Origin of the sequence: Paenibacillus sp. JQZ6Y-1 (assembly GCF_040719145.1) — a bacterium.
Lineage (GTDB): Bacteria > Bacillota > Bacilli > Paenibacillales > Paenibacillaceae > Saccharibacillus > Saccharibacillus kandeliae.
Genome location: NZ_JBFDUZ010000010.1, coordinates 1 through 25,177, shown reverse-complemented (window position 1 = coordinate 25,177; position 25,177 = coordinate 1). Strand labels below are relative to the sequence as shown.

Below are 25,177 nucleotides of genomic sequence, written 5' to 3'. Positions count from 1 at the left end.
ACTACACAGGGGAAAGGGAAGATGACATGACAGCACAGGCATTATCCACGGCAGCGGAACTGATCGACGCGCCGCTGATCTACAAAGGCAAAGTACGCGAGCTGTATGATCTGGGCGAGCATCTGCTCATCGTCGTAACCGACCGCATATCCGCATTTGACTACGTACTGGACCCGCCGGTTCCGCACAAGGGCGAAGTACTTAATCGGCTGAGCGCTTATTGGTTCGGCGAGACGAAGCAGCTGATCGACAACCATGTTGTACATATCGACGTGGATCGTCTTGGCGACATCGTGCGTGACCGCGAAGCACTGCGCAACCGTATTATGGTAACGCGCAAAGCGGAACGCATCGACATCGAATGCGTCGTTCGCGGCTATATCACCGGAGGCGGCTGGCGTCAGTATCAGCAAACCGGCGAAGTCAACGGCATCCCGCTGCCACAGGGTCTGCGCAAAAATGATCAATTCCCAGAGCCATTATTCACCCCAGCTGCCAAAAACGATGTCGGTCACGACGAAGACATTTCCTTTGAACAAATGAAAGAGCAGGTCGGTGAAGAACTGGCAGAACAGCTACGCGACAAAAGTATTCAGCTATACGAATACGCCCGCAAGCAATGCCAGCAGCACGGCATCATCCTTGCCGACTGCAAATTCGAATTCGGCTTGATCGACGGACAATTGATCCTGATCGATGAAATCTTCACCCCAGATTCCTCGCGCTTCTGGGCAAAGGAAAACTATGCACTCGACATCGAAATCGACAGCATGGACAAAGAACCGGTACGCACCTACCTGGCAAGTACCGACTGGGACAAAAACAGCCCCCCAGCCCCCTTGCCAGCCGAAGTCGTCCAAACCACATCCACCCGCTACCTCACCATCTACGAAAAACTAACCGGCTCCAAACTTTCGTAGCCCGTTCATTCAGAAGCGGAAAAACAGCGAGACAGCATACAAGTGGAGAATAACGCAGAAATACAGAAGTGAAAAAGTGAATCCAAACGAATCACTCCATATAACTGCTACACATTCAACGTATGAATTGTTACACCAGTACCGTTTGCCGGTAGGATCAGGACGTATGCGCCCCCTTTAAAATAACAAACAAGCACGGAGCGCAGGGAAGGGAATAAGGAAAAAGGACGACTTACAGTGTTTGCGATGTTCAAACACTAGGTTCAATCCAAAGTGATTTTTGCGGAGCAAAATATCTTACCACTTTGGAGGGGCGGGAATCTTCATTCCTTCCTAATCCAAAAGATTCCCGCGGCTCCACCGGAGTTCCGTCTCCTTATCCCTTCCCGGAGCGGACCTACTCGTCAAATCAAAATGTCTGCCCATGCACCCTGATCCACCCAAACAAAACCAAGTAAAATTCCAGCCTCACCCACCACTAAGGAGGAACACCAACCCATGATCAAAGCGACAGTTCACGTGACCATCAAAGAAAGCGTACTTGACCCGCAGGGAGCAACCGTACAAGGCGCTCTGCATACTCTTGGCTTTAACGAAGTGGAAAGTGTACGTATCGGCAAATTTATGGAGATTGAACTGGATACCGACAACCGCGAAGAAGCGGAACAGCGCCTGAAAGTAATGTGCGAGAAGCTGCTTGCCAATACGGTCGTTGAAAATTACCGATTTGAACTGGAGGGTTAATCCCATGAAATTTGCGGTACTTGTATTCCCTGGCTCCAACTGTGATATCGACTGCTTCAAAGCAGTAGAAGAAACGCTGGGCGAGCCGGTTGATTATGTATGGCACACGGCAACTGACCTGTCTGCATACGATTGTATCTTAGTTCCGGGTGGATTCTCCTATGGTGACTACCTGCGCTGCGGCGCGATTTCCCGTTTTGCACCGGTAATGGCGGAAGTGGTCAAAGCTGCGGAGCAAGGCAAATATGTACTGGGCATCTGCAACGGTTTCCAGATTCTGACCGAGGCACACCTGCTGCCGGGCGCACTGCTGCGTAACGAATCGATGAAATTCCGTTGTCACGATACCGTACTGACTGTCACGAACAACCAGACGCCATTTACATTGGATTATGAGCAGGGCGAAGAGATCATCATTCCTATCGCACATGGCGAAGGCAACTACTACTGCGACGAAGCAACACTGGAACAGCTGAAAAGCAACAACCAGATCGTCTTCCAATATGGAGAAAATCCCAATGGCTCGCTGCATGACATCGCAGGTATTAGCAATGAGCGTGGCAATGTGGTGGGTATGATGCCGCATCCAGAGCGCGCAGTGAATGAACTGCTTGGCTCGACAGACGGTAAGAAAATGTTCACATCTATTTTGAAAGCCTGGAGGGATCAACATGACGCAGCAAACATCCGTTAAGGAACCGACGGCGGAGCAAGTCGCAGAACAGAAACTGTATCAACAAATGGGTGTCTCGGACACCGAATTCGATCTGATCTGCGGTTTCCTCGGACGTAAACCGAACTACACGGAAATCGGCGTATTCAGTGTAATGTGGTCGGAACATTGCGCGTACAAAAATTCCAAACCGCTGCTGAGACGTTTCCCAACCGATGGTCCGCGTGTCCTGATGGGACCGGGCGAGGGTGCAGGGATCGTTGATATTGGCGATAATCAGGCAGTTGTTTTCAAAATCGAAAGTCATAACCATCCATCCGCTGTCGAGCCGTATCAAGGCGCAGCGACTGGCGTGGGCGGTATTATCCGCGATATTTTCTCCATGGGTGCACGCCCGATTGCTTCCCTTAACTCGCTGCGCTTCGGCAAGCTGGAGAGCGAGCGCGTGAAATATCTGTTCGAGCATGTTGTAGGCGGTATCGCTGGCTATGGCAACTGTATCGGTATTCCGACCGTTGGCGGCGAAGTGATGTTCGACGAGAGCTATGAAGGCAATCCACTTGTTAACGCGATGTGCGTCGGTCTGATCGACCATGATAAAATCCAGCGCGGCGTTGCCAAAGGCGTGGGTAACCCAGTCTTCTACGTTGGTCCACCAACAGGACGTGACGGTATCCACGGAGCGACATTTGCTTCCGAGGAATTGACCGAAGAATCCGAAGCGCGCAAAACGGCGGTACAGGTCGGCGATCCATTTATGGAAAAGCTGGTGATGGAATCGTGTCTGGAACTGATCGACAGCGGTATTGTGCTTGGTATTCAGGATATGGGCGCAGCTGGTCTGACCTGCTCCAGTTCGGAAATGGCGAGCAAAGCGGGCAATGGTCTGGAGCTGTATCTGGATCAGGTGCCGCAGCGCGAAGAAGGCATGACCCCGTACGAAATGATGCTATCCGAATCCCAAGAGCGTATGCTGTTCGTCGTCGAGCCGAAGGACGAAGCACAAGCGATGGAAATCTTCGAGCGCTGGGGCGTTATCTGTGCCAAAGTCGGCAAAGTAACCGACGATGGTCGTCTGAAGCTGTTCCATCACGATGAACTTGTTGGTGACATGCCGGTTCATGCACTAGTTGACGAATGCCCAATCTATAACAAGCCATCCTCGGTTCCGGCTTATTATGAGCAAATGGCATCCATCGACACGGCTGCTTACGATGAAGTAACGGATCTGTCCGGCGCGTTACAATCCATTCTGGCTTCGCCAACGGTAGCGAGCAAAGCATGGGTATACGATCAGTACGATTATATGGTGCGTACTAGCACCGCGGTGCGTCCGGGTTCGGATGCGGCAGTTGTACTGGTAAATGGCACTCGCAAGGCGCTGGCAATGACAACAGACTGTAATTCCCGCTTTGTTTACCTTGATCCAGAAGTGGGCGGTAAGATTGCCGTCAGCGAAGCAGCGCGTAATATCGTTTGCTCCGGTGCTGAGCCGCTGGCAATTACGGACAACCTGAACTTTGGTAGCCCAGAAAAGCCAGAAATCTTCTGGCAAATGGAACAATCCGTCGAAGGCATGGCAACGGCTTGCCGCGCACTGGAAACACCGGTGATCGGCGGTAACGTAAGTCTATACAACGAAAATACACGCGGGGCAATCTATCCGACACCAGTTGTCGGCATGGTTGGACTCGTTCATGATACCGATCATATTACTACTCAAGGCTTCAAACAGAATGGCGATGTCATCTTCCTGCTGGGTGAAACCAAAGCTGAGCTAGGCGGCAGTGAATTCCAGTATATCGTGCATGGCAAGACCGAAGGTCGTCCACCAGCACTGGATCTGGTAATTGAGAAACAACTGCTGGACGGCGTACTGGGCGCGATTCAAGCTGGTCTAGTACAATCCGCGCATGATTTGTCCGAAGGTGGTCTGGCAGTGGCACTGGCAGAATCGTGCATCAGCGGTAAACTGGGTGCAGAGATCGAACTGACATCTGGCGGCTTGCGCAACGACCTGCTGCTGTTCAGTGAATCCCAATCCCGCATTCTGCTGTCGGCTACTGCTGAGCAAGCGGATGCTCTGCAAAGCAAGCTGCAAACAGCCGGTGTACCGATCACACGCATCGGTACAGTCAAACAGGAACAACAACTACAAATCCAAGTGGACGGCAAACAAGTCCTGGCGGAAGAAGTGAAATCGCTGCGCCAGGTCTGGGAGGATGCGATTCCATGTCTGATGAATTAAACCAGCATCAACTGTGGACCGGAGACTATTATAATCAAGGAACCGGCCCTAACGATATTTTCGATACGTTAAAAGAGGAATGCGGCGTCTTCGGTGTCTACGGACACCCGGGGGCCGCTTCCCTGTCTTATTACGGTTTACATGCTCTTCAGCATCGCGGCGAAGAAAGCTGCGGCATCTGTGTCAGCGATCGTAGCCAGTTCAATTACCATCGCGGCATGGGATTGGTGAAGGAAGTATTCGACAAGGATATTATGAGTGGATTGACTGGCGACATTTCCGTCGGGCATGTGCGCTATTCGACTAGCGGTAGCAGTCATCTGGGCAACGCTCAGCCGCTCGTATTCCGTTATCGTGCGGGCGAATTAGCACTGGCGACGAACGGCAATATCGTCAACGCGCCACAAATCCGTCGTGAGCTGGAGGAAATGGGTTCGATTTTCCAAACGACCAGTGATACCGAAGTTGTTGCGCATCTGATCGCTCGTTCGCCGAAGCCGCTGGTGGAAGCGGCGAAGGACGCATTCCGCCGTATCGTGGGTGGTTTCGCCTTTATGATTATGACCAACGGACAACTGATCGTTGCAAGCGATCCGAACGGATTGCGTCCGCTGACGATGGGACGATTGGGCGAAGCGTATATTTTCGCTTCGGAAACATGTGCGCTGGAAACGATTGGCGCTGAACTAGTACGCGATGTACAGCCGGGTGAATTGCTCGTGTTGGACGAACAGGGCTTACAAGAAGACACGTATATCGAACAACCGCAGCGTAAAGCGCTGTGCTCTATGGAATATATTTATTTTGCTCGTCCAGATAGTGATATGAACGGCTCCAATCTGCACTCTGCCCGCAAGCGTATGGGTTCTGTCATGGCACGCGAAGCGTTCGTCGATGCCGATCTAGTGACCGGTGTACCGGATTCCAGTATCTCCGCAGCAATCGGCTATGCCGAGCAGACCGGTATTCCGTACGAGCTAGGTATGATCAAAAATAAATACACCGGACGTACCTTTATCCAGCCAAGCCAAGAACTGCGCGAGCAGGGCGTAAAGATGAAGCTGAGTGCGGTACGCCGCGTCGTTGAAGGTAAACGCGTCGTCATGATCGACGACTCCATCGTACGCGGCACAACGTCGCGCCGGATCGTCAACATGCTGCGCGACGCTGGTGCGACGGAGGTGCATGTACGGATTACCTCACCACCTTTTAAAAATCCATGCTTCTACGGCATCGATACCCCGGATCGCCGCGACCTGATCGCGTCATCCAAAACGGTCGAAGAAATTCGGCAGGAAATCAACGCCGATTCCCTCGCCTTTCTGAGCAATACGGGCTTGATCGAAGCAGTCGCTGGCGATAATCGCGGTGACTACAAAGGCGGCATGTGCATGGCATGCTTTGACAACGACTATCCAACTCAAGTTGATTTCGGTGGCGAAGAGCAATTCGGCTGTGGGTGCTGACGGGATTGCGCTTGGTGGAAAAGGGTGGCGGGGATAGATGTGGACCGCTCCGGGGAAGGATATAGGCTGCCGATCGCGGGTTGAAATCGGGTGCCTTGGATTGGATAACCCCTTGTAGAGGAAGGCACCCGATTTCAAAGGCGATCTATAGCTTATTTCCTTCCCCTCCGCTCCACACTCTCCCCACCATTTTCCAACAGCGAATCCGTTAGACCCGGTGGGTAGTAGGGGCAAGATAAGGATGATACCTTAAAACCAAAACCAACATCAATATCCTCGCCAAACATGATCCATACAAAGAGAATACCGGATATGGAGTCTATACCTATAAATAGCACGGAATCAAAACAATCACGACAGCACAACAATCCCAACCAACGAATCACGTAACCCATCAAGAACTATAGTCAACTCTAATCATTCATTTCTAATTCATTGTTGTCTAATCTCTACCAATCTCTTCCCATTACCCCCACCGAAAACTTCGGAAGTTGGGTTGGGAGCGGAGAGGGTGATCGTTGCACGTAGCGGAGGGAATGGAATCGTTCCGGGCGGAGCATTTGCGGATCGGCTTTTTACGACTCTGGTTATCATTCGGAAAAAGCCGGTCTGCAACAGCGAAGCCCGAACGATCCATTCCCGCAGCGATGTAGCAGCAGAACACCCACTCTCGCTCCATCCCAACTCCCGTCAATATTTCAACAGATGAAAGGTGCGATCACAGTGTCAGAAGCGTATAAAAAGGCCGGCGTCGATATCGCGGCAGGCAATGAAGCGGTTGAACGGATGAAAAAGCATGTCAAAACGACGTTTCGCCCAGAAGTGATGACAGACCTCGGCGGCTTTGGAGCGCTGTTTGGACTGAATAAAGATAAGTACGAGGAGCCAGTGCTCGTTTCCGGTACAGATGGTGTTGGTACGAAGCTGAAGCTCGCTTTTGCGATGGATAAGCACGATACGATTGGGATCGATGCAGTCGCAATGTGTGTGAACGACATCGTAGTACAAGGCGCGGAGCCGCTCTTTTTCCTTGATTATCTTGCCTGTGACCGAGTGATTCCTGAAAAGATCGAAGCGATCGTGTCTGGTATTGCAGATGGTTGTCGTCAATCCGGTTGTGCACTGATCGGCGGCGAAACGGCGGAGATGCCGGGTATGTATTCGGAAGGCGAATATGATATTGCCGGCTTCACAGTAGGTATCGTGGATAAGCCGAAAGTCATTACTGGTAGCGACATCGCAGCAGGTGATACAGTGATCGGGCTTGCATCCAGCGGTATCCATAGTAACGGATTTTCCCTCGTGCGTAAGCTGCTGCTCGAAGATAGCGGTTATGAATTGACAGCGCAGGTGGCAGAGCTGGATAATGCGGTGCTAGGACATGTGTTGCTAGAGCCAACGCGCATTTATGTGAAGTCGTGTCTGGCTTTGCAACAAGCGGTACAGGTTAAAGGCATGGCGCATATTACAGGCGGCGGCTTTATCGAGAATATCCCGCGGATGCTGCCGGACAACGTGAATGTTGATATTGAATACGGTAACTGGCCGATTTTACCAATTTTCCAATTGATGCAAGCCAAAGGTGGCATTAGCAACCGCGATATGTTCACTACCTTTAACATGGGGATTGGTATGGTAATCGTCGTTCCAGCAGAACAAGCCGAGCAAGCATTGGATGTATTGAAAGAACAAGGCGAAGAAGCATATGTCATCGGTCAAGTAACGGAAGGGCAAAAGATCGTTACCTTTACCGGAGCGGATGTATAATGAGAGCACTGAATATCGCGGTATTTGCGTCTGGTCAAGGAAGTAATTTTCAGGCGCTTGTACATGCACAGCGCAGCGGATTGCTGGGACCAGCGGAAGTAAAGCTGTTAGTATGTGACAAACCGGCAGCCCCGGTCGTAGAGCGTGCGCGGCAAGCGGGCGTGGACATGTTTACATTTCAGCCCAAAGAGTATGGCAGTCGCGAAGAGTACGAATTGGACATTCTCGCGGAACTGGCGAAGCGCCAAATTGATTTGATTGTGCTGGCAGGCTATATGCGTTTGCTCACGCCGACGCTGGTGAATCCATATATGGGGCGGATGATCAATATTCATCCGTCGTTGTTGCCTGCCTTTGCCGGTAAGGATGCGATTGGACAGGCGTTAGCATATGGTGTGAAATTGACTGGAATCACGGTGCATTTTGTTGATAACGGCATGGATACGGGACCGATTATTGCCCAGCAGCCTGCACATATTCACCCGGACGATACAGCAGAGACACTGGCAGAGCGGATTCATAAGATTGAGCAGACCTTGTATCCGCGGGTCGTATCGCAGATTGCCGCTGGAAAGGTTCGTCTTGCCGAGGATGGCAGACATGTGATTGTAGAACAGTAAGCAGTATGTCTTTTCCCAATACAAAGGAGGAATTTTCAATCATGACGATCAAACGTGCGCTGGTTAGCGTATCCGATAAAACAGGTGTAGTCGATTTCTGCCGCGAACTGTCGCAGTTAGGGGTAGAGATCATTTCTACCGGCGGTACCAAAAATCTGCTTGCCGATGCAGGTGTACCGGTGATCGGCATCTCCGAAGTAACTGGTTTCCCCGAGATTCTGGATGGACGTGTGAAAACATTGCATCCGGCTGTACATAGCGGTCTGCTCGCGATCCGCGATAGCGAAGAGCATCAGCAGCAAATGAAGGAACTGGAACTGGGCTACATCGACCTCGTGGTCGTGAATCTGTATCCATTCCAACAAACGATCTCCAAGCCAGATGTCGCTTACGAAGACGCGATTGAAAATATCGACATCGGCGGTCCAACCATGCTGCGTAGTGCTGCCAAAAACCATGCGTTTGTGACTGTTGTGGTTGATGCGGGCGATTACACAACCGTATTGGACGAAGTACGTAGCGAAGGTGATACGACGCTGGATACGCGCAAGCAGCTCGCTGCCAAAGTATTCCGTCATACCGCTGCTTACGATTCCCTGATCTCCGATTATTTGGCGGAAGTACTGGAAACGCCGTTCCCTGAGCGCTACACCGTGACGTATGAGAAAATTCAAGATCTGCGCTACGGTGAGAACCCGCACCAAAGCGCTGCCTTTTACCGTAAGCCGATGGCTTCGGCAGGCACATTGACTACCGCAGAGCAACTGCACGGCAAAGAGCTGTCGTATAACAACATCAACGATGCCAATGCTGCCTTGCAAATCGTCAAAGAATTCACTGAACCGGCTGTTGTAGCCGTGAAGCATATGAATCCATGTGGCGTAGGCGTAGGCTCCACAATTGCCGAAGCGTACAACAAAGCATATACAGCTGATCCAACTTCCATCTTCGGCGGTATCGTTGCAGCCAACCGTGTGATCGACGCGGAAACCGCACAGCCGCTGAGCGAAATCTTCTTGGAGATCATTCTGGCACCAGATTTTACGCCGGAAGCGCTGGAGATTTTGACGAAAAAGAAAAACATCCGTCTGCTGAAAATGGGCGAATTCTCATCTTCTGCTGATCGTAAACCGCAGCAGATCGTGACCGAAGTGGAAGGCGGAATGGTTGTACAAGAGAGCGATGTACATTCCATTACCGAAGCCGATCTGAAAATTGTCACTGACCGTGCTCCATCGGCGGAAGAGATGAAGCAACTGCTATTCGGCTGGAAAGTCGTGAAGCATGTGAAATCGAATGCCATCGTACTCGCAGCTGACGATATGACAATCGGCGTTGGCGCAGGTCAAATGAACCGCGTCGGTGCTGCCAAAATCGCCATCGAGCAAGCGGGTGACAAAGCAAAAGGTGCCATTCTCGCATCCGATGCCTTTTTCCCAATGGGCGATACCGTCGAAGCGGCTGCACAAGCAGGCATTACCGCGATCATTCAACCGGGCGGCTCGGTCAAAGACGAAGAGTCGATCAAAGCAGCCAACGAGCATGGCATCGCGATGGTATTTACCAGCGTACGTCATTTCAAACACTAATCAGCAGCATCCCCATTTTCACGAACGGAGTGTGACAATATGGATATTCTTGTAATCGGCAGCGGCGGACGTGAACATACGATTGTATGGTCGCTGTCCCAAAGTCCACAAACCGAAACGATTTACTGCGCCCCCGGCAACGCTGGGATTGCACAGCTTGCAGAGTGTGTGCCCATTCCAGTCAATGAGTTTCAAAAGCTGGCTGACTTCGCCGCCGACAAACAGGTAGGTCTCGTTGTTGTTGGTCCAGATGATCCGCTGGCTGACGGCATCGTAGACGTATTCGAAGCCCGTGGCATCCCCGTCTACGGTCCACGTCAAAATGCCGCCATCATCGAAGGCAGCAAAACCTTTATGAAAGATCTGCTGCACAAATACAATATTCCAACCGCCGCGTATGCCAAGTTTGACGAATACGAAGCAGCACTGGACTATCTCAAGCAGCAGCCAATTCCGGTCGTGATCAAGGCGGACGGTCTAGCAGCGGGGAAAGGCGTAACCGTCGCACGCAGCATGGAGGAAGCGGTGGATGCACTGCAAGCGATCATGCAGGATAAAGTATTTGGCGAAGCAGGTAGCCGCGTTATTATTGAGGAGTTTATGGAAGGGCAAGAGATGTCCATCCTTGCCTTTGTTGACGGTGAAACCGTGCGCGTGATGCCTGCTGCTCAGGATCACAAGCCCGTCTATGACAACGATAAAGGTCCGAATACGGGTGGGATGGGTACGTATTCGCCATTGCCGCATATCGATCAACAGATCATTGACGAAGCCATCGCCGACATTATCATTCCGACAGCCAATGCAATGGTGGCGGAGGGGCGCCCGTTTCAAGGCGTGCTGTTCGCTGGTCTGATGATTACGCCCGATGGCAAGCCGAAAACGGTAGAATTTAACGCCCGTTTTGGCGATCCCGAAACTCAGGTAGTGCTGCCGCGCTTAAAGACAGATTTGCTGGATATTTTCCTCGCGACCGTGAATGGCACGCTGGCGGATATTGAGATTGAGTGGAGCGATGAAGCAGCAGTATGCGTTATCCTCGCTTCTGGCGGCTACCCAGCGTCTTATCCTAAAGGATTGCCAATCTCAGGATTGGATCAAGTCGATACCGATCAGGCACTCGTCTTCCATGCAGGCACTGGTCATGGTACTAATGGCGAGATTGTTACGAACGGCGGTCGTGTACTTGGTGTGGTTGGTCTTGGCAACGATATTGCTTCTGCACGTGCGAATGCTTATGCTCAGGCGGAGAAAATCACCTTTGAAGGTAAGCATCAGCGCAGCGATATTGCTGCAAAAGCACTGGTGGAGCAAGGTTGATGGATGTTGATGTCATATATTTCAGTGCATCATTAAGTTGAGTGCTGAGTGCATGAAGCAGTAAAAGAATGGATGTTTATTTGCTGAAATTGGATAAATGAGAGTACAGCCATTTGCATAATGTACCTGAATGAGTTGCCTGTCATAGATGCTGTTTTGCAGTATTTCTTATGGTATCGCTCCGTTTAGGTAAAAACGCAAATGGCTGTTTATCATGCAAACAGAAAGCAATCGATTTGAAAAACTACATAAGCCACATTTGAATAGTATAGACAAATTCTCTGTAAATTTCGCATAGATTCTCTTTTTTTTACATACAAGAACGGATTTTGGAAAAATAGTACTAGAACTTTAAGACTATTTATAGTATTATTTGGTCATTGGCATATACAAAAGTAAATTTTTGAGTGTTTATTTATGATTTATGTAGGACTTAGTGTCGTGTTTTTTTGAGTATAACATGCTTTAATACCTATGCATGAAGAAGTGATGATTTTGGTTATTCTAAAAGATAATTTTTTAAAAGCAATATATGTATGATGCAGCGTATAGATAAACGTAGATTGAATTATAGGCAGGTAATGTAGAAATGAACGATTTTCAATTAGTCGAATATGGTATATTACTGGCTCTGAATGTGGTACTCGTTATTATGAGTAGAGCCATGTATCAGAGATGGAAGAATGATACGTATATTAAGATGCTGGTAGCTTCACTGCTTACGCTTATCGCAACAGCAGGAATGTTCATGCTATCCGCCAAAACTGGATCATTTTATATGTTTTTTGTAGCTATGCATACGGTTGGAGTTATTGTCATGCAAATTGCTTTATTCCGACTCTATTTTGTGAATAGAAAGACTCCTCTATACATACATTTGGGAGCAACGATAGCATCAATACTGATTATGGCTGGGTCGTTATTTTTACCGATTGCCATGACGTCACTGCTTCTATTTTTTATACTGGCAGCGACTACGATTTATTCAATCATCAAGCTTTCTACAGATACAAGATACAAAATAAGAAGCAACGCCATCATGGTTTTTTACGGACTTCATATGATTTTACAAGTGGTTACCAACATTACAGCTAAAGTATATTTTCAACAATGGGGATTACTATTTTATATCGTTTCTGCCTTGTTGATTTTCACTATGATTTTTGAACGATTATTTGAATTTTTGCAAATAGCCACCTTTACATCTGCACGCGATGATCTGACAACTCTATATACGAGAAAACATTTTTTGCAGCAAGCTAGACAACTGGCTCAAAAAAATGCTGCCTATGGTGTGCTGTATATTGATTTCAATGAATCACATCTTACACCAAAGGAAATTGCAGATGCTCGCGAACAATTGAGTCGCATCGGAAAATCGATCGTGCGTATCATGGATGGCAAAGGGTTTGGTGGACGATATGAAGATAATGGAATCGCCATTCTTGTTTCCAATCCTGCTATTTCTCTTTCCGATTTAAGTAATGAATTGAAAAATCGCTTAGATGTAGAAGCCGCAGGGCAAGCAGGAGTCGGGTATATCAACATGAAGCCTAATATGGAAGTGGAACAATTGATTGCCGAAGCCAAGGCAGGAGCCGTACGAACACAACAGAGCGGAATGGATCTCATCTTTGATCTGGAGCATAGTAGGATTTTAAACGATTGATATGGAGGCTTTACATTGAATGCGATCATAGTATCAAGCCAGGCAGCGCCATTTGTGCATGAAGCCATCGGTCATACGGATATCAGTTTTCAGAAAACCGGACGTTTTGAAGATGCTGAGTTTATGGAGTTTTGCGAGTCCGTATCTAGAATTAATATTACTAATTTTATTTTGGATACAGATACTGCTTCAACCTCTATTTTTCTTCAAGGAGTGCGGCAGTATCGCTCGGTAAGACCAGCGACAAAAATTGTTATTATTGCCCTTGATCGGTACGAAGACGATGGCACCGTTCATCAATTAGCTGATATGGGTATAGAGGTTATCACAACAGCACCTGGCACTCCTGCTAAATCAATCGTTCCAGCATTGAAAAATCTACTGCCGGATAAAAATGATCCTACCGTATCGCTTACCGATTGGGATTCCGGTCACAGCGAGATGAAGCGCGTCAAAGATAGCATTTATCGTTATACTTCTCGAATAAAAGGTAATCAGACATTGGCTGGATCGGACGTACTGGAATTTGAATTGCCTGATGTACCGATGCAGGAAAAGATTGTGACTTTGGATCGAATCATTGGTACGGTCATTGTTGCAGTGATGGGGGTAGAGTCTAAGGTTGGCTCCACACACCAGAGTATCGTCATTGCTAATTACTTGAAGAAAAAAGGTTATTCGGTCGGAATCGTAGAGGCGAATAACTCCAGTGACTTCACAGTCATCGAAAATGCGTATCAGGGTACTCCCGATTTTAAAGGTAATACGACGCACTTCACGATTGAAGGTGTGACTTACTATAAAACAAATAAAAAGCACGAAATGAGCGAATTCGTGACTGCTGGACACAACTATCTGATTTTAGATATTGGTAGCTTTGCTGAAAGTGAATGGAGAAATGAATTTTACAGAGCGAGTGTTCAGATTGTTATGGGAGCTGGAAGTGAGTGGCGACAGAACAAAATCAGAAGATTCAGGGATATACATAAACAAACAGATCAATCCAACTGGATGTACTGTATCCCTTTTGTAGAAAAATTGACGATTCAGGATATACGTAAACAAATGCCAGGTAATCAGATTCACCGACTGCCTGTGCATCCTGATCCATACCGAAGTCTGGAACAGACAGATCATGTACTTTATAAAATATTGCGAAGCTATATGGGAGACGGTAAACAGGGTGTTTCCAAAAAGATGCTATACAGCATCATCGGAGTATTTGGCATTGTCATTATTGTTCTCATCGTAATGCTGTTCAGCGGGAAATAAATTAGCAAGAAAGAGGATAACTATGGCCCATTTTTTCTATCGTAGATCCCCGAGGATCATTAAAGAACTGGCCGGACAGGAGCTGGAGATTTATCATCCGCCTTCCAAGCCACAGGAACCACAGCTTAATATTATTTCTGTCATTATTCCGGTTATGGTTACGGTTGCCGGAGCAGCTGCAATGATGACTTTTTATCAAAGTAGAGGCAATAACAGCTTTGTTGTTGTACAGATGATCTCCGTATGTACAATGGTTGCTTCCTATATGGTACCGATCTTGGTTTATTTTCAAAATAAAAATAAATACCGTTCTAAGTTAAAAAAGCGAATCCGTTTGTATGAAGAGCATCTAAATGAAAAACGCGAGATTTTGCAAAGTTGGAAAAACGAATTGGTGCTAAATTGGCATCAGACTCATCTAGATCCACAATTTTGCCTCAGTGTAGTCAGTGATAGAAAATCTTCAGTATGGGAACGGATTCCGCAGGACTCTGATTTTATAAAAATTAGATCGGGTATTGGTACCGTACCAAGTAATTTTGACATGAAAGTTCCTAAACAGGAGAGTATAGAAAAAGAGCCGCTCGTTGAAAAAGCGATTGAGCTGGCAGATCGATTTGAAGAAATTCCGAATGCTCCTGCACTATTGGATTTGAACAAATATCGAGTGGTAGGGCTGGTCGGTAATGAAGAAGATTTAAACATGTTTTGCCGTACATTGATTACGCAACTGGCTACCCACCATGCGCCAGATGAAGTGAAGATGTCTGTGTTCATGAATAAAGCGCAGGCTGAACAGTGGGATTGGATTCGTTGGTTACCACATGTATGGAACGAAGCACGCTCAAGCCGATACATTTTTCAAGAACGAAGTTTCCAACCTCAGATTTTAGAGCAGCTATTTACGATTTTACAGCGTAGACAATGGTTGAATAAGGAAGAAAAAGCATTACCATTTTACATATGCTTTCTTCCATTTATTGAAATGTTAGAATATGAACCGATTTTACCTTTGATGATGAAACAAGCTGACAAGCTTGGTGTATGCAGTATCGTTTTGGCAGATAGTAAGGATCGTCTACCGAAAGAATGCGAATTGGTTATCGATGTGGCGAACGGACAAGGGATGATGCGTTCTACCAATGTCACGGGTGGCGCAGTAGAGCAATCTTACGCTAAGCCTAAAGATAGCATGCCTTTTGTGCAAGCATTTACACCAGATAGTATGACGTTGGAAGAAGCGAACCGTTTTGCTCGTAAACTTGCCCCGTACCGGATGAAGGAAAATTCGGCTGACGAGATTGCCAATGTGCTTACACTATTTGAATTGCTGAATATTCAGGATATTGAGCAATTTATGTTGGAAGGAAATTGGGACGAACATCGTTATCCCAATACGCTTCCATTTCCGGTCGGTGTAAAAGGTGGTCAAAAGCCGGTCATTATGAATCTTCATGACAAGATTGAACGCAAAGGTCATGGTCCACACGGTTTGATGGCAGGTACAACCGGTTCTGGTAAAAGTGAAGTTATTCAATCGATGATTGCTTCACTGGCTGTGCAATACCACCCACATGATATGGCATTTATGCTTATTGACTATAAAGGTGGCGGAATGTCTAATATTTTTCAGGATTTACCGCATGTTATAGCAACCATCACCAATTTGGAAGAAGAAGGCTTGATTGAGCGTTCCAAAATCTCACTCAAAGCTGAATTGAAGCGAAGACAACGACTGTTCATTGCAGCTGGCAATGTCCAGCATATCGATGAATATTATCAAACCGATTGGAAAGAGAGGCATCCACTGCCCCATCTATTCATTGTTATTGATGAATTTGCCCAATTGAAAAAAGATCAGCCAGAGTTCATGAGCGAGTTAGTCAGTATTGCTGCAATTGGTCGTACGTTAGGCGTCCATCTTTTATTGGCAACTCAGAAGCCAGGCGGTGTAGTGGATGACAAGATTTGGAGTAACTCACGATATCGTGTATGTCTGCGTGTTCAGGATGAGGGCGATAGCCGCGAAATGATTCGAATTCCAGATGCAGCACATATCACGAATCCTGGTCGCGGATTCTTACAGGTAGGCAGTAACGAAGTGTTTGAATCCATTCAATTTGCTTGGAGTGGGGCTCCGTATCATCCTTCTAACACTGCGTCTGCTCAATCGGATCGGAACATATACGAATATGATCTTGATGGACGTCGAACGAAATTGCAGGACCCACTTGAATTGTTGCAGGAAGCACCCTCAGACCTAGCTCCGAAGCAGAAGCAGCTGAATGTGCTGATTGATTACATTGCTGAACGTGCGAAACGTCGAGGCATTAACAGACTTCCGGGTCCGTGGCTTGAGCCGCTCCCTACTAGTATTTCCTTGGCTCAATTACCTGTTCAATCACTGGAACAAAATAAAACTCTATATCCAAAAGTTGGACTGGTGGACGATGTAGTAAATCAGAGCCAATTCCCGCTTCATATCGATTTGGAAACTGGACATTGGGCCATTTACGGTATGCCTGGAACGGGCAAAACGACGTTTATTCAGACGCTTCTTTACTCGATGGCACAAAGCTCGACACCTGAAGATATACACATCTATGCATTGGATTTTGGACGTATGCTAAAAGATTATCGTTTGCTGCCTCATGTGGCGGATGTCATTCAGGATGAAGAAGAAGAGAAAATGGAACGGTTATTCACTTTACTAGAAGATACCGTTACTCGACGCAAAATTCTTTTCTCAGAAAACGGTGTGAAATCGAGAGCAGGCTATCGTGAAGAAACGGGGCAAGCTCTACCAGCAATTATGGTCGTTATTGATAGCTATGTCAGCTTTAGAAGTCAGTTTGAGAAGCTACACGAGCGTCTAGAGCCTTTGCTCAGGGAGGGCTCTAGTTTAGGGATTTATTTTGTAGTGACGTGTAATAGGGTATCGGACATGCTGGAGCGTGTACGCAGTAATTTTGCGAATGCCGTTACCTTTATGCTCGCCGATCCTTCTGATTATAGCTATGCCGTTGGACGGCTGGGCAAAGTTCCGAATGGACTCTCTGAAGGACGAGGCTTCATTAAAGGAAGTGTACCTCCATATCAATTCCAGACTGCATTAGCACTGGATGCGATGAATGAGTCAAGCCGTGCCAAACAATTGCGTGAGCAATTTGTAGAGATGGATGAATCGTATGAAGGCTCGAAGCCAGAGCCGATTCGTACATTACCAGATATCTTCCCACTGCATGAAGTATGGCAAGCATCTGATCTTGATCAAGATTCTTCGAATGGTATTCCACTCGGCATCCAGATTGATAATTTGGATATACTGGATTGGAATATGGAAGCAGATGGCCCTTACTTTACGATTGGTGGCCGAATGGAATCTGGTAAAACTTCTCTGTTGAGCGCGATTGGTCTGATGTCTGCAGCAAGATACAAGCCCGAGGAGCTGGAGCTTTATCTATGCGATTTCCGTCGTAGTTCGCCGGGGCTAGGGAGTTTGAAAGACCTGAATCATACCAAAGGGTATTCCTACAATGAGCCAACCTTTTTGCAAATGCTTGAGGAGCTTCGGGAAGAAGTGGAAAGTCGCTCCGAGGATGATAGTTATGACGATTCCAAACTTATGCTGCTCATTGACGATGTTGATTTTATAGCCAAGCGTATTTCCAAGACCATTACCGGACATTTGGAATACATCGCCAGACATGGACGCGATCGTGGTGTGATCATTGTTGTTGCTGGTTTGGCAAGCGGAATAAATCGAATGTTTGACGAATGGATCAAGGAAATCAAATCTGCTCAGGTGGGTTGGTTGCTTGGAACATCGGAAGCCGCAGATGCCGAGTTGTTCGGTATCAAAATCCCGTTCTCATCGGGAAGCAAGATGCTGCCTGAAGGCGAAGGGTATTATATCCGCCGTAAATTTGTACGTGTGAAAACCGTGCACACATTTGCGGATGGAGAAGCCCCGGTCATGCAGCATGTTTTAGAAGTAAATCAACGTACTGCCCTGCTCAACATTTGAAATTAAATGTTGGGCAGATAATAATCTGAGCCATATGCTCAATCAGATGAACCACCATACGATATTTCTACCGCAAGGTAAAATATAAATACTATTTGAACAAAGGGGAAATTACACATGGCAAGAATTTTGATTACACCAGAAGAAATGGATCAGGCGGCAGACAAATTTAGAAATGCAGCAGAAGAGGCGCGCAACATGTCCGATTCTCTGAACTCCACAATGGATTCCATGCAAGCACAATGGGAAGGTATGACATCCCAAGGTTTCTATGAAAGATACGAGACTGACAAACAGAACATGACGACTTATGTAGAAATGCTGACAGCTGTAGCCGAAGAATTGAAAACTATTGCACAACGTTTCAGAGAAGCAGACCAACAGTAATTGTAGCAAGTTTACATAAAAAGCCAGGTAAGATTTTACCTGGCTTTTTATCTACTCAAACGGATTTCTTTTAGAAAGGATGCCAATCATGAGTTACACCGTACAGGCTACTAGCAATACGCCAGCACTTCTGATTTATTTGCTGGATATTAGCGGCTCTATGACGCTTGAATTAGAAGGTAGGCAACGAATGGAACTGGTGAATGAAGCGCTTCAAACCATTATGCGCCAGATTGTATATCGTTCTACGCGGGGTACTAAGATTGCACCGCGTTATCGGATATCCATTCTTGCTTATAGTGATGAAGTATATGATTTGCTTGGAGGAGTTAAATCCATCGATCGAATCGGAAATTTGGATCAATTGCCTAAGCTGTATCCTAAGCGATTCACCGATACCGCCAAAGCATTCCGGCAGGCAGAGAAGATTTTGCAGACAGAGATGGAGTCTATGCAGAATTGTCCTGCACCGATTATTTGTCATATGACGGACGGTATCTATACAGGCGAAGATCCTGAACCGATTGTACAGCGGATCATGAATATGTCTATTCCTGATGGTGCAGTACTTGTTGAGAATATATTTATTACAGATGATGCAGCGAGTCACCGTATTCGTGATGCGCGAGCATGGAAGGGCATAACTGCTGAGAGTGTTACAGTAGATCCTTACTCTGAAAAGTTAAAGCGCATGTCGTCGATTATTCCTGAGAGCTATCGGGATATGATGAAAGAATCAGCATATTCGATACAGTCTGGCGCTTTGATGCTGCTTCCTGGGACGAGCAAGGACTTGATTTCATTAGGATTTCAGATGTCAGCATCTACTCCAATGTAAATGCTTGAGAATTATAGGGAGAAAGAAGGAATATAGATGAACCACTCTTTGATAACTTTGATTATTGATGCTTCAGGGAGAACAGCGGATATTGAGTTGCCGGATAATGTACCTCTGCGAGAACTGCTGGAGCCAATGCTCAAGGGCATGAACGAATGGCTCTCTCTTCATTTCCAAGCTGAAGAATGTAAGCTCTTAATGAGCGATGATGGAATGGATTGGCGATCAATCTCAATAGAAAAGACGATTGAGGAACTTCAGATCGTCGATGGACATTATATCCGCTTGGAAAAGAGCCAAAGTTTTTCAACTATTTAATTCATGGGAATCTAAACTCATCATGTTCCAGCTCATAGGATCGATTGTACGATGCAATCAGTAAAGGAGAATTAATATCATGTTTCCACCGGATATGGGGAAAACAATAGACATTCGGGGCGAAACATATCGAATGGCAGAACATCCGTTGTTTGCCAATATGCCATACGGTCAGGAAGGTCGACAAGGTACGGTATATCAGCTGTTAAGCCAGAATCATAAGATGGCTGCACTGAAAGTATTAAAGCCGGCATTTCGGCACCCATCTTTGGTTAAGCAAGCTAGGTTATTGAATGAGCTTCCAGCCATTAAGGGGTTGGAAATCTGTCAGCGTTATGTTCTTAATCCACAGGAAGACAGCGAACTTCTTGCAGCACATCCAGAACTACTGTATGCAATCAACATGCCGTGGATCGACGGCGTATTATGGACGGATATCTTGCTAGAGCGAAGTGTATGGAGCGATCAACAGGCGCTGAATTACGCTATAGCATTTGCCAATCTAATGATGGAGATGGAGCAGATCGGTATTGCACATACAGATCTATCCTCCGCGAATATTGTGATTCAGCATAAGGAATCAGAAGATATTCAGATCGGGCTTATCGATGTTGAGGGGTTATATGCAGAAACGTTGGAAGAGCCTGAGTATTTACCAGATGGAGCGACGGGATATAGCCCTTTATTTTTACGAGATGATCCAGATTGGAGCGCATATTCTGATCGTTTTTCAGGAAGTATGATCATGATAGAGATGTTATCCAGAAGTGATCAGAGTCTGGTGGATCATACCTGGGCAGAGAGTTATTTTGATCCTACAGATATGCAACATCCAGATAGTGAACGCTATATAGCATTGCAGGAAAAACTAGCCGATCGCTTTGGACAAGAAATCGTTAATCTGCTGGCTAGGGCGTGGAATGCAGAGCAATTGCAGCAATGCCCTTCATTTGGCGAATGGTATGTTGCCTTAACAGCAGCACAAGTACGATTGGATGAGCAGAAGCCCATTCATTCAGAAAATAACAAAGCTAACGACAGCGTTTCTTCCGCAGGTGAACCGGTCGTAGAAAGCAGTCATTCCATCGACTCCATTGGAGATTCCTCTATTCGCCCTATTACATCGGAGCAACAAAATCATCTTGAGCAAGCAAGGCATTTGGAGCATATAGGCAATAAATCATCTGCTCTATGGAAATATGGAGTATTGCTGGAAGAATTATCTTCAAGTTCTCCTTTATATATCGAAATATCCGTAGTGATGGCAGAGATTCAACAACAATTGGATGAGGAATTGGAAGAAATCGCGCCGCCTCCTCCGATGGCTAAAAAGTTGCTTCAACAGGCAATGCCTGAACAAAATCAATCGCTGTATCATCGACTATGGGTAGGATGTACGGCAGGAGCCTGCCTCATTGTTGTACTGGCATTGCTTATTTATATTATTAAGGGATTTTAGACTTTTTTATTGAAAGGAAGTGTACATTTTGGAACAAGCGGAATGGATGTATCCGTTAACAGAACAAGAGTTTTTCTTTTTAGTTCAGATGGTAGGAATCCGCGATATTGCAAGTTATGAAGATCCGTATCGAGGATATTTGATGCAGGAGCTGGAGGAAGAATACAAACAGGTAGAAGAACAGTTGGTCGCAAAAGGATATCTGATTCCACAGGAAAATGGAACAGGATTCAATATGGACGAAATGCTCGGTCTTTCGATTGCTGCTTGCGGGACAGGAAATGTTATTTCGATACAAAAATCAATTGCAGGTACAGGCGATTATGATGGTTTATTTTATTTTACAAATCCTATCGTTGTCGAGCGCACATCGGAAGAACAGCACGATATCGTACTGACTCCTGTAGCCAATGCCAAATTATCATTAGAGTTGATTGAACGAATTTTCCCGTTGACTCTGAAATACAATGTTGGCAAAGCTGTGGAGATGAAAGGGCACACATGGCAATCATGGAAACAACTTGATCGAGAAGTCAAATACGCTGCATTACTGAAGGCAGATTGTACGGAAGAAATCGCAAATTCGATTTTGGATGTATTTGAAAAAGGAGAACGTTCCGGCTCTATCTCATTTTTGAATCGAAATGGATACAGTTGGAGCAAAGAGTCCTATCATTACGCGCAACAGGGAGCCAAATTATATCTAGTTACTGAACCAAGTACGGATCGTCTCAAAATTCAACCGTACAAGCCACATGTAATTAAAAAAGCATTGGAGCGTTTTGCACAGCAATTTGATATGAGTGAACAGAAGGAGGAACAGAACAATGACTGACCGCATTAAAATTGATCATGAGCATGTTCGTCAAATCGGGGAACGTTTCCAACGAAGCAATGAGGAGAGTCTCGCACTGGCAAAAGAATTGAAATCGTTAATTGATGGATTGACCGGAGAGTGGGAAGGAGCATCCAGAGAACGCTTTTATTCCTCGTATCAGGATGCAGACCAAGAACTGATAAGTACAGCGAAAGTATTGAAGGATGTCGGAGATGAATTAACTGCGATTGCCGAGAGATTCAAACAAGCCGATACCGTAAAGTAAGCCGGGAGGGAAAATAACATGGCCATTCGTGCAGATGTACGTAAGCTACAAAACGCAGCCAGAAAATTACGTTTAAACAGTAATAGACTTGAACAAGAAAGTGCCAGCGTTAATGGCAAAATTGAATCTATGACGTGGGAAGGCAATGTGTATCGGGATTTTATAGAAGGATACTATGATGTACGCCAATCCATGAGAACAACTGCTAATGATATGGAAAGCTTTGCTTCCCGATTGGAAAGTTTAGCGGAGAGATTTCGCCAGGAAGATTTGGAAGAAGAACGTAGAGAGAAGGAAAGACAAGAACGCGAGCGTGAGAAAAAGAAAGAAGCTCGTCGTAAAGCAAACAGCTAAAAGGGGAAAACATAGATGAAACTGGAAGTCGGATTAGACAGCCTGACACAAGCTTCCCGCAGTCTGGATCGGGCTGCACGGGAAGTGGAGGAGTTAAAAGAAGAGCTGGATCAGGCGAAGAATAGTCTGAGTTCCAAAACACGGAATACCGGTAGTGTAGAAAGTACGTTTAACCGCATTCATCGGCAATTGGACGAGATGCAGCAGCAGTTGGAGCAGATGTCCCAGTTAGTGAGCCGCAAGCGTGATGAATACGAGGAAGCCGACCGTAATGGCGAAGACATCGACGTTGGCAAAGTGTTTAGCTTTGCGCTGGCAGCGGCAAGTTTGGTTCTCGATTTTGTTCCCTTTGTCGGCAATGTCAAAGGGATTATCGAAGCAGTGACTGGTCGTGACCTGTTAACCGGCGAAAAGCTGGAAGCATGGGAGCGGGTATTAGGTGTGATGGGACCACTAGGTAAAGGGGTCAGCAAAGCAGTCAAAGTTGCTAAGTATGCGGACGAAGTGGTCAACGTGGTCGGGGAAGCGACCCGCCATGCCGACGATGTGACTGGAGCCGTATCATCGGCAACTCGGAATGCTGATGATTTGGCAGGCAGTGTCAGTGCCGCGAGCAAGGGGAAAACGGTCACGCAGGCAGCGGAAAACGGAGCCGATGAATTCGGCAGTGCCAGCAGCAAAACAAGCAGCAAAGCCGGCAATAGCGCAGAGCATGCAGAGCGAAGTTCAGAAGGCATGGATGCAGCTCCCTCGTCAACAAAGCGCAGCAGTGTAGATAGTGAGTCATCCACGCATCATACTGAGGATCTAAGTACAGCGGATCACCACTCCGCAGGTGTTGATGCAAGCGTTACGGCTGCAGCCAGCGCTGGTATTCTCGGAGCGGTTGCCAAAACAGGCAAAGGAGCAAAGGTTACCCAAAAAACAGAACATGCTACTGAAGTAACGGGTAAGATCGAAGATGTCTCTTCCTCTACCAGCAAAAACAAAAAGATTGAAGAAGCTGTTCGCTCCCAAGATGTTAAGAAGGCGAATACAGAAAGTTGTGCATTCGACCCTATCCATATGGCAACCGGTCATCAGTTTATCGACCATGATGCTTTATCATTATATGGTGCTGCGGTTTGGCCTTTCCGAATGTTGTATCATTCTGGAAGATTGCAACAGGGAGCATTGGGCAAAGCTTGGACGCATAACTATGTAGTACGTCTAGAAATAGAGGATACAGCAGAGCAGCAACAACCGGCACAAGAACAATCGGAAGATCAACGGAAGTTAGAACAAGATATACAGCCGTCATGGATTACGGTTCATTATACGGAAGGACGACGCAGCGTCTTTCATTTGCAGCCATCCGGTGTGTACCGCAGCAAGGATCTGGATGTCCGGCAGGATGAACTGCAATCGACCGAGCAAGGATATGTTTTAACAAGCAGACAACCAAGGGAAGTACATACCTTTGATCCAGAAGGTCGCTTGATTCGAGTAACAAATGCAGAGCAATTATCGCTAGAATTAACCTATGATGACGAAGGATTGCTGACGCATTTAACAGATGAAATTACCGGTCGCCAGTTTACGTTGACGTACGATGACCAGGATCGTGTTATCTCTGTGCGCGATGCTAGTCGTGTCATCCGGATGGAGTATGACGATCACGGATGCTTTGTTCGTTTTACGGATGCAACCGGGATTGAAACGATCTTTGTGAGCGAACCAGATGGACGATTGGTGTCTTTGACACAGGACGGGATTACCAAGTTTGAGAACACCTATGATGACCAGCATCGCATTATTGGTCAAAGCGATGCGAATGGTACTATGTCCTGGCTGAATTACGATCTCGATAGTCATCCAGACCTGATCATAACAACGGTCACTAACCGTCTAGGTGATCAGCGTACTGTAGTGCATAATGAGCAGCTACAACTGCTTGAAGTGCAGAAGGAAGATGGCAGTCGCACCACATATACGTACCATGAAAATGGTCAGCAGGCGAGCGTAACCAATGCACTCGGTGAGACGATTCGGTATGAGTACGACAAGCACGGTCAACTGATCCGTGAGATCGATCCACTGGAGCACGTCACCGAGTACCGCTATACCTCGGATCATTTGCTGTCTCAGATTGTGGATGCCGAAGGTAGTGTGACGGAATATCGTTACGATGAGGTTGGTCGCCAGACAGCCGTCGTTCGCCCGGATGGAAGTTCTGCCTATTGGAGCTACACCGATTCCGGTCAAGTGGAGCAGTATACTGACTTCAATGGCGGCATCTCCCGCTATGACTATGATGCGCAGGGCAATCTGCGTGCGTATACCGATGCTGCGGGTCGAACCACCCAAGTCCAACTGGATGACGTGGGGCGGATTACTACGCTGGAAGATGCAGCAGGCGGGGTC

At 46.8% G+C, this 25,177-nt stretch carries 21 protein-coding genes; all 21 read left to right on the top strand.

Annotated features, from left to right (window positions below; translation table 11 throughout):
• The first annotated feature begins 26 nt into the window (after positions 1–26).
• Positions 27–920, top strand: coding sequence for a phosphoribosylaminoimidazolesuccinocarboxamide synthase (locus tag ABXR35_RS23495; RefSeq protein WP_367064500.1), 894 nt, complete (start codon positions 27–29; stop codon positions 918–920).
• A 498-nt stretch (positions 921–1,418) separates the two neighbouring features.
• Entirely contained in the window at positions 1,419–1,664 is a 246-nt protein-coding gene (purS, locus tag ABXR35_RS23490) for a phosphoribosylformylglycinamidine synthase subunit PurS (protein ID WP_367064498.1), read from the top strand.
• A gap of 4 nt (positions 1,665–1,668) precedes the next feature.
• Positions 1,669–2,358, top strand: a complete 690-nt coding sequence (purQ, locus tag ABXR35_RS23485; protein WP_367064497.1) for a phosphoribosylformylglycinamidine synthase subunit PurQ — start codon at positions 1,669–1,671, stop codon at positions 2,356–2,358.
• Positions 2,336–4,585, top strand: coding sequence for a phosphoribosylformylglycinamidine synthase subunit PurL (gene purL / locus ABXR35_RS23480; protein WP_367064496.1), 2,250 nt, complete (start codon positions 2,336–2,338; stop codon positions 4,583–4,585). The genes purQ and purL overlap by 23 nt, the downstream gene beginning before the upstream one ends.
• Positions 4,570–6,051 (top strand): amidophosphoribosyltransferase, encoded by a 1,482-nt coding sequence (gene purF, locus ABXR35_RS23475; protein ID WP_367064495.1) that lies wholly within the window; start codon positions 4,570–4,572, stop codon positions 6,049–6,051. The genes purL and purF overlap by 16 nt, the downstream gene beginning before the upstream one ends.
• Positions 6,052–6,562: 511 nt before the next feature.
• Complete coding sequence (locus tag ABXR35_RS23470) at positions 6,563–6,760, top strand: hypothetical protein (RefSeq protein WP_367064493.1); 198 nt, start codon at positions 6,563–6,565, stop codon at positions 6,758–6,760.
• Between the two features lie 14 nt (positions 6,761–6,774).
• A complete protein-coding gene (purM, locus tag ABXR35_RS23465) occupies positions 6,775–7,818 on the top strand; it encodes a phosphoribosylformylglycinamidine cyclo-ligase (protein ID WP_367064492.1) in 1,044 nt (347 codons plus the stop codon).
• Positions 7,818–8,438 (top strand): phosphoribosylglycinamide formyltransferase, encoded by a 621-nt coding sequence (gene purN, locus ABXR35_RS23460; protein WP_367064491.1) that lies wholly within the window; start codon positions 7,818–7,820, stop codon positions 8,436–8,438. Before purM ends, purN begins: the two co-directional genes overlap by 1 nt.
• Positions 8,439–8,479: 41 nt before the next feature.
• Positions 8,480–10,027 (top strand): bifunctional phosphoribosylaminoimidazolecarboxamide formyltransferase/IMP cyclohydrolase, encoded by a 1,548-nt coding sequence (gene purH / locus ABXR35_RS23455; RefSeq protein ID WP_367064490.1) that lies wholly within the window; start codon positions 8,480–8,482, stop codon positions 10,025–10,027.
• A gap of 39 nt (positions 10,028–10,066) precedes the next feature.
• Complete coding sequence (gene purD, locus ABXR35_RS23450) at positions 10,067–11,347, top strand: phosphoribosylamine--glycine ligase (protein WP_367064489.1); 1,281 nt, start codon at positions 10,067–10,069, stop codon at positions 11,345–11,347.
• Between the two features lie 589 nt (positions 11,348–11,936).
• A complete protein-coding gene (locus ABXR35_RS23445) occupies positions 11,937–13,016 on the top strand; it encodes a nucleotidyl cyclase domain-containing protein (protein ID WP_367064488.1) in 1,080 nt (359 codons plus the stop codon).
• A 15-nt stretch (positions 13,017–13,031) separates the two neighbouring features.
• Positions 13,032–14,288, top strand: coding sequence for a hypothetical protein (locus ABXR35_RS23440; RefSeq protein ID WP_367064487.1), 1,257 nt, complete (start codon positions 13,032–13,034; stop codon positions 14,286–14,288).
• Between the two features lie 22 nt (positions 14,289–14,310).
• Positions 14,311–18,315: a type VII secretion protein EssC gene (essC, locus tag ABXR35_RS23435; RefSeq protein WP_367064486.1), complete on the top strand. Its 4,005-nt coding sequence runs from the start codon at positions 14,311–14,313 to the stop codon at positions 18,313–18,315.
• A 117-nt stretch (positions 18,316–18,432) separates the two neighbouring features.
• Positions 18,433–18,702 (top strand): WXG100 family type VII secretion target, encoded by a 270-nt coding sequence (locus ABXR35_RS23430; RefSeq protein WP_367064485.1) that lies wholly within the window; start codon positions 18,433–18,435, stop codon positions 18,700–18,702.
• A gap of 88 nt (positions 18,703–18,790) precedes the next feature.
• A complete protein-coding gene (locus tag ABXR35_RS23425) occupies positions 18,791–19,540 on the top strand; it encodes a vWA domain-containing protein (protein WP_367064484.1) in 750 nt (249 codons plus the stop codon).
• A gap of 36 nt (positions 19,541–19,576) precedes the next feature.
• Complete coding sequence (locus tag ABXR35_RS23420; RefSeq protein WP_367064483.1) at positions 19,577–19,858, top strand: EsaB/YukD family protein; 282 nt, start codon at positions 19,577–19,579, stop codon at positions 19,856–19,858.
• Between the two features lie 223 nt (positions 19,859–20,081).
• Positions 20,082–21,317 carry a hypothetical protein gene (locus ABXR35_RS23415; protein WP_367064482.1) on the top strand — a complete coding sequence of 412 codons (1,236 nt, stop codon included), beginning with the start codon at positions 20,082–20,084 and terminating at the stop codon, positions 21,315–21,317.
• A gap of 28 nt (positions 21,318–21,345) precedes the next feature.
• Positions 21,346–22,152 carry a hypothetical protein gene (locus tag ABXR35_RS23410; protein WP_367064481.1) on the top strand — a complete coding sequence of 269 codons (807 nt, stop codon included), beginning with the start codon at positions 21,346–21,348 and terminating at the stop codon, positions 22,150–22,152.
• Positions 22,145–22,420 (top strand): WXG100 family type VII secretion target, encoded by a 276-nt coding sequence (locus tag ABXR35_RS23405; RefSeq protein ID WP_367064480.1) that lies wholly within the window; start codon positions 22,145–22,147, stop codon positions 22,418–22,420. The genes ABXR35_RS23410 and ABXR35_RS23405 overlap by 8 nt, the downstream gene beginning before the upstream one ends.
• 18 nt (positions 22,421–22,438) lie before the next feature.
• Positions 22,439–22,774, top strand: a complete 336-nt coding sequence (locus ABXR35_RS23400) for a WXG100 family type VII secretion target (RefSeq protein ID WP_367064479.1) — start codon at positions 22,439–22,441, stop codon at positions 22,772–22,774.
• A gap of 15 nt (positions 22,775–22,789) precedes the next feature.
• A partial coding sequence (locus ABXR35_RS23395) for a pre-toxin TG domain-containing protein (RefSeq protein WP_367064477.1) occupies positions 22,790–25,177 on the top strand: 2,388 nt, incomplete at its 3' end.

What these genes read in the sequence shown, in the direction of transcription:
- ABXR35_RS23495 (WP_367064500.1), top strand. Translation starts at nt 27, where the DNA reads ATGACAGCACAGGCATTATCCACGGCAGCGGAACTGATCGACGCGCCG.
- purS (WP_367064498.1), top strand. Translation starts at nt 1,419, where the DNA reads ATGATCAAAGCGACAGTTCACGTGACCATCAAAGAAAGCGTACTTGAC.
- purQ (WP_367064497.1), top strand. Translation starts at nt 1,669, where the DNA reads ATGAAATTTGCGGTACTTGTATTCCCTGGCTCCAACTGTGATATCGAC.
- purL (WP_367064496.1), top strand. Translation starts at nt 2,336, where the DNA reads ATGACGCAGCAAACATCCGTTAAGGAACCGACGGCGGAGCAAGTCGCA.
- purF (WP_367064495.1), top strand. Translation starts at nt 4,570, where the DNA reads ATGTCTGATGAATTAAACCAGCATCAACTGTGGACCGGAGACTATTAT.
- purN (WP_367064491.1), top strand. Translation starts at nt 7,818, where the DNA reads ATGAGAGCACTGAATATCGCGGTATTTGCGTCTGGTCAAGGAAGTAAT.
- purH (WP_367064490.1), top strand. Translation starts at nt 8,480, where the DNA reads ATGACGATCAAACGTGCGCTGGTTAGCGTATCCGATAAAACAGGTGTA.
- purD (WP_367064489.1), top strand. Translation starts at nt 10,067, where the DNA reads ATGGATATTCTTGTAATCGGCAGCGGCGGACGTGAACATACGATTGTA.
- ABXR35_RS23445 (WP_367064488.1), top strand. Translation starts at nt 11,937, where the DNA reads ATGAACGATTTTCAATTAGTCGAATATGGTATATTACTGGCTCTGAAT.
- essC (WP_367064486.1), top strand. Translation starts at nt 14,311, where the DNA reads ATGGCCCATTTTTTCTATCGTAGATCCCCGAGGATCATTAAAGAACTG.
- ABXR35_RS23430 (WP_367064485.1), top strand. Translation starts at nt 18,433, where the DNA reads ATGGCAAGAATTTTGATTACACCAGAAGAAATGGATCAGGCGGCAGAC.
- ABXR35_RS23425 (WP_367064484.1), top strand. Translation starts at nt 18,791, where the DNA reads ATGAGTTACACCGTACAGGCTACTAGCAATACGCCAGCACTTCTGATT.
- ABXR35_RS23420 (WP_367064483.1), top strand. Translation starts at nt 19,577, where the DNA reads ATGAACCACTCTTTGATAACTTTGATTATTGATGCTTCAGGGAGAACA.
- ABXR35_RS23415 (WP_367064482.1), top strand. Translation starts at nt 20,082, where the DNA reads ATGGCTGCACTGAAAGTATTAAAGCCGGCATTTCGGCACCCATCTTTG.
- ABXR35_RS23405 (WP_367064480.1), top strand. Translation starts at nt 22,145, where the DNA reads ATGACTGACCGCATTAAAATTGATCATGAGCATGTTCGTCAAATCGGG.
- ABXR35_RS23400 (WP_367064479.1), top strand. Translation starts at nt 22,439, where the DNA reads ATGGCCATTCGTGCAGATGTACGTAAGCTACAAAACGCAGCCAGAAAA.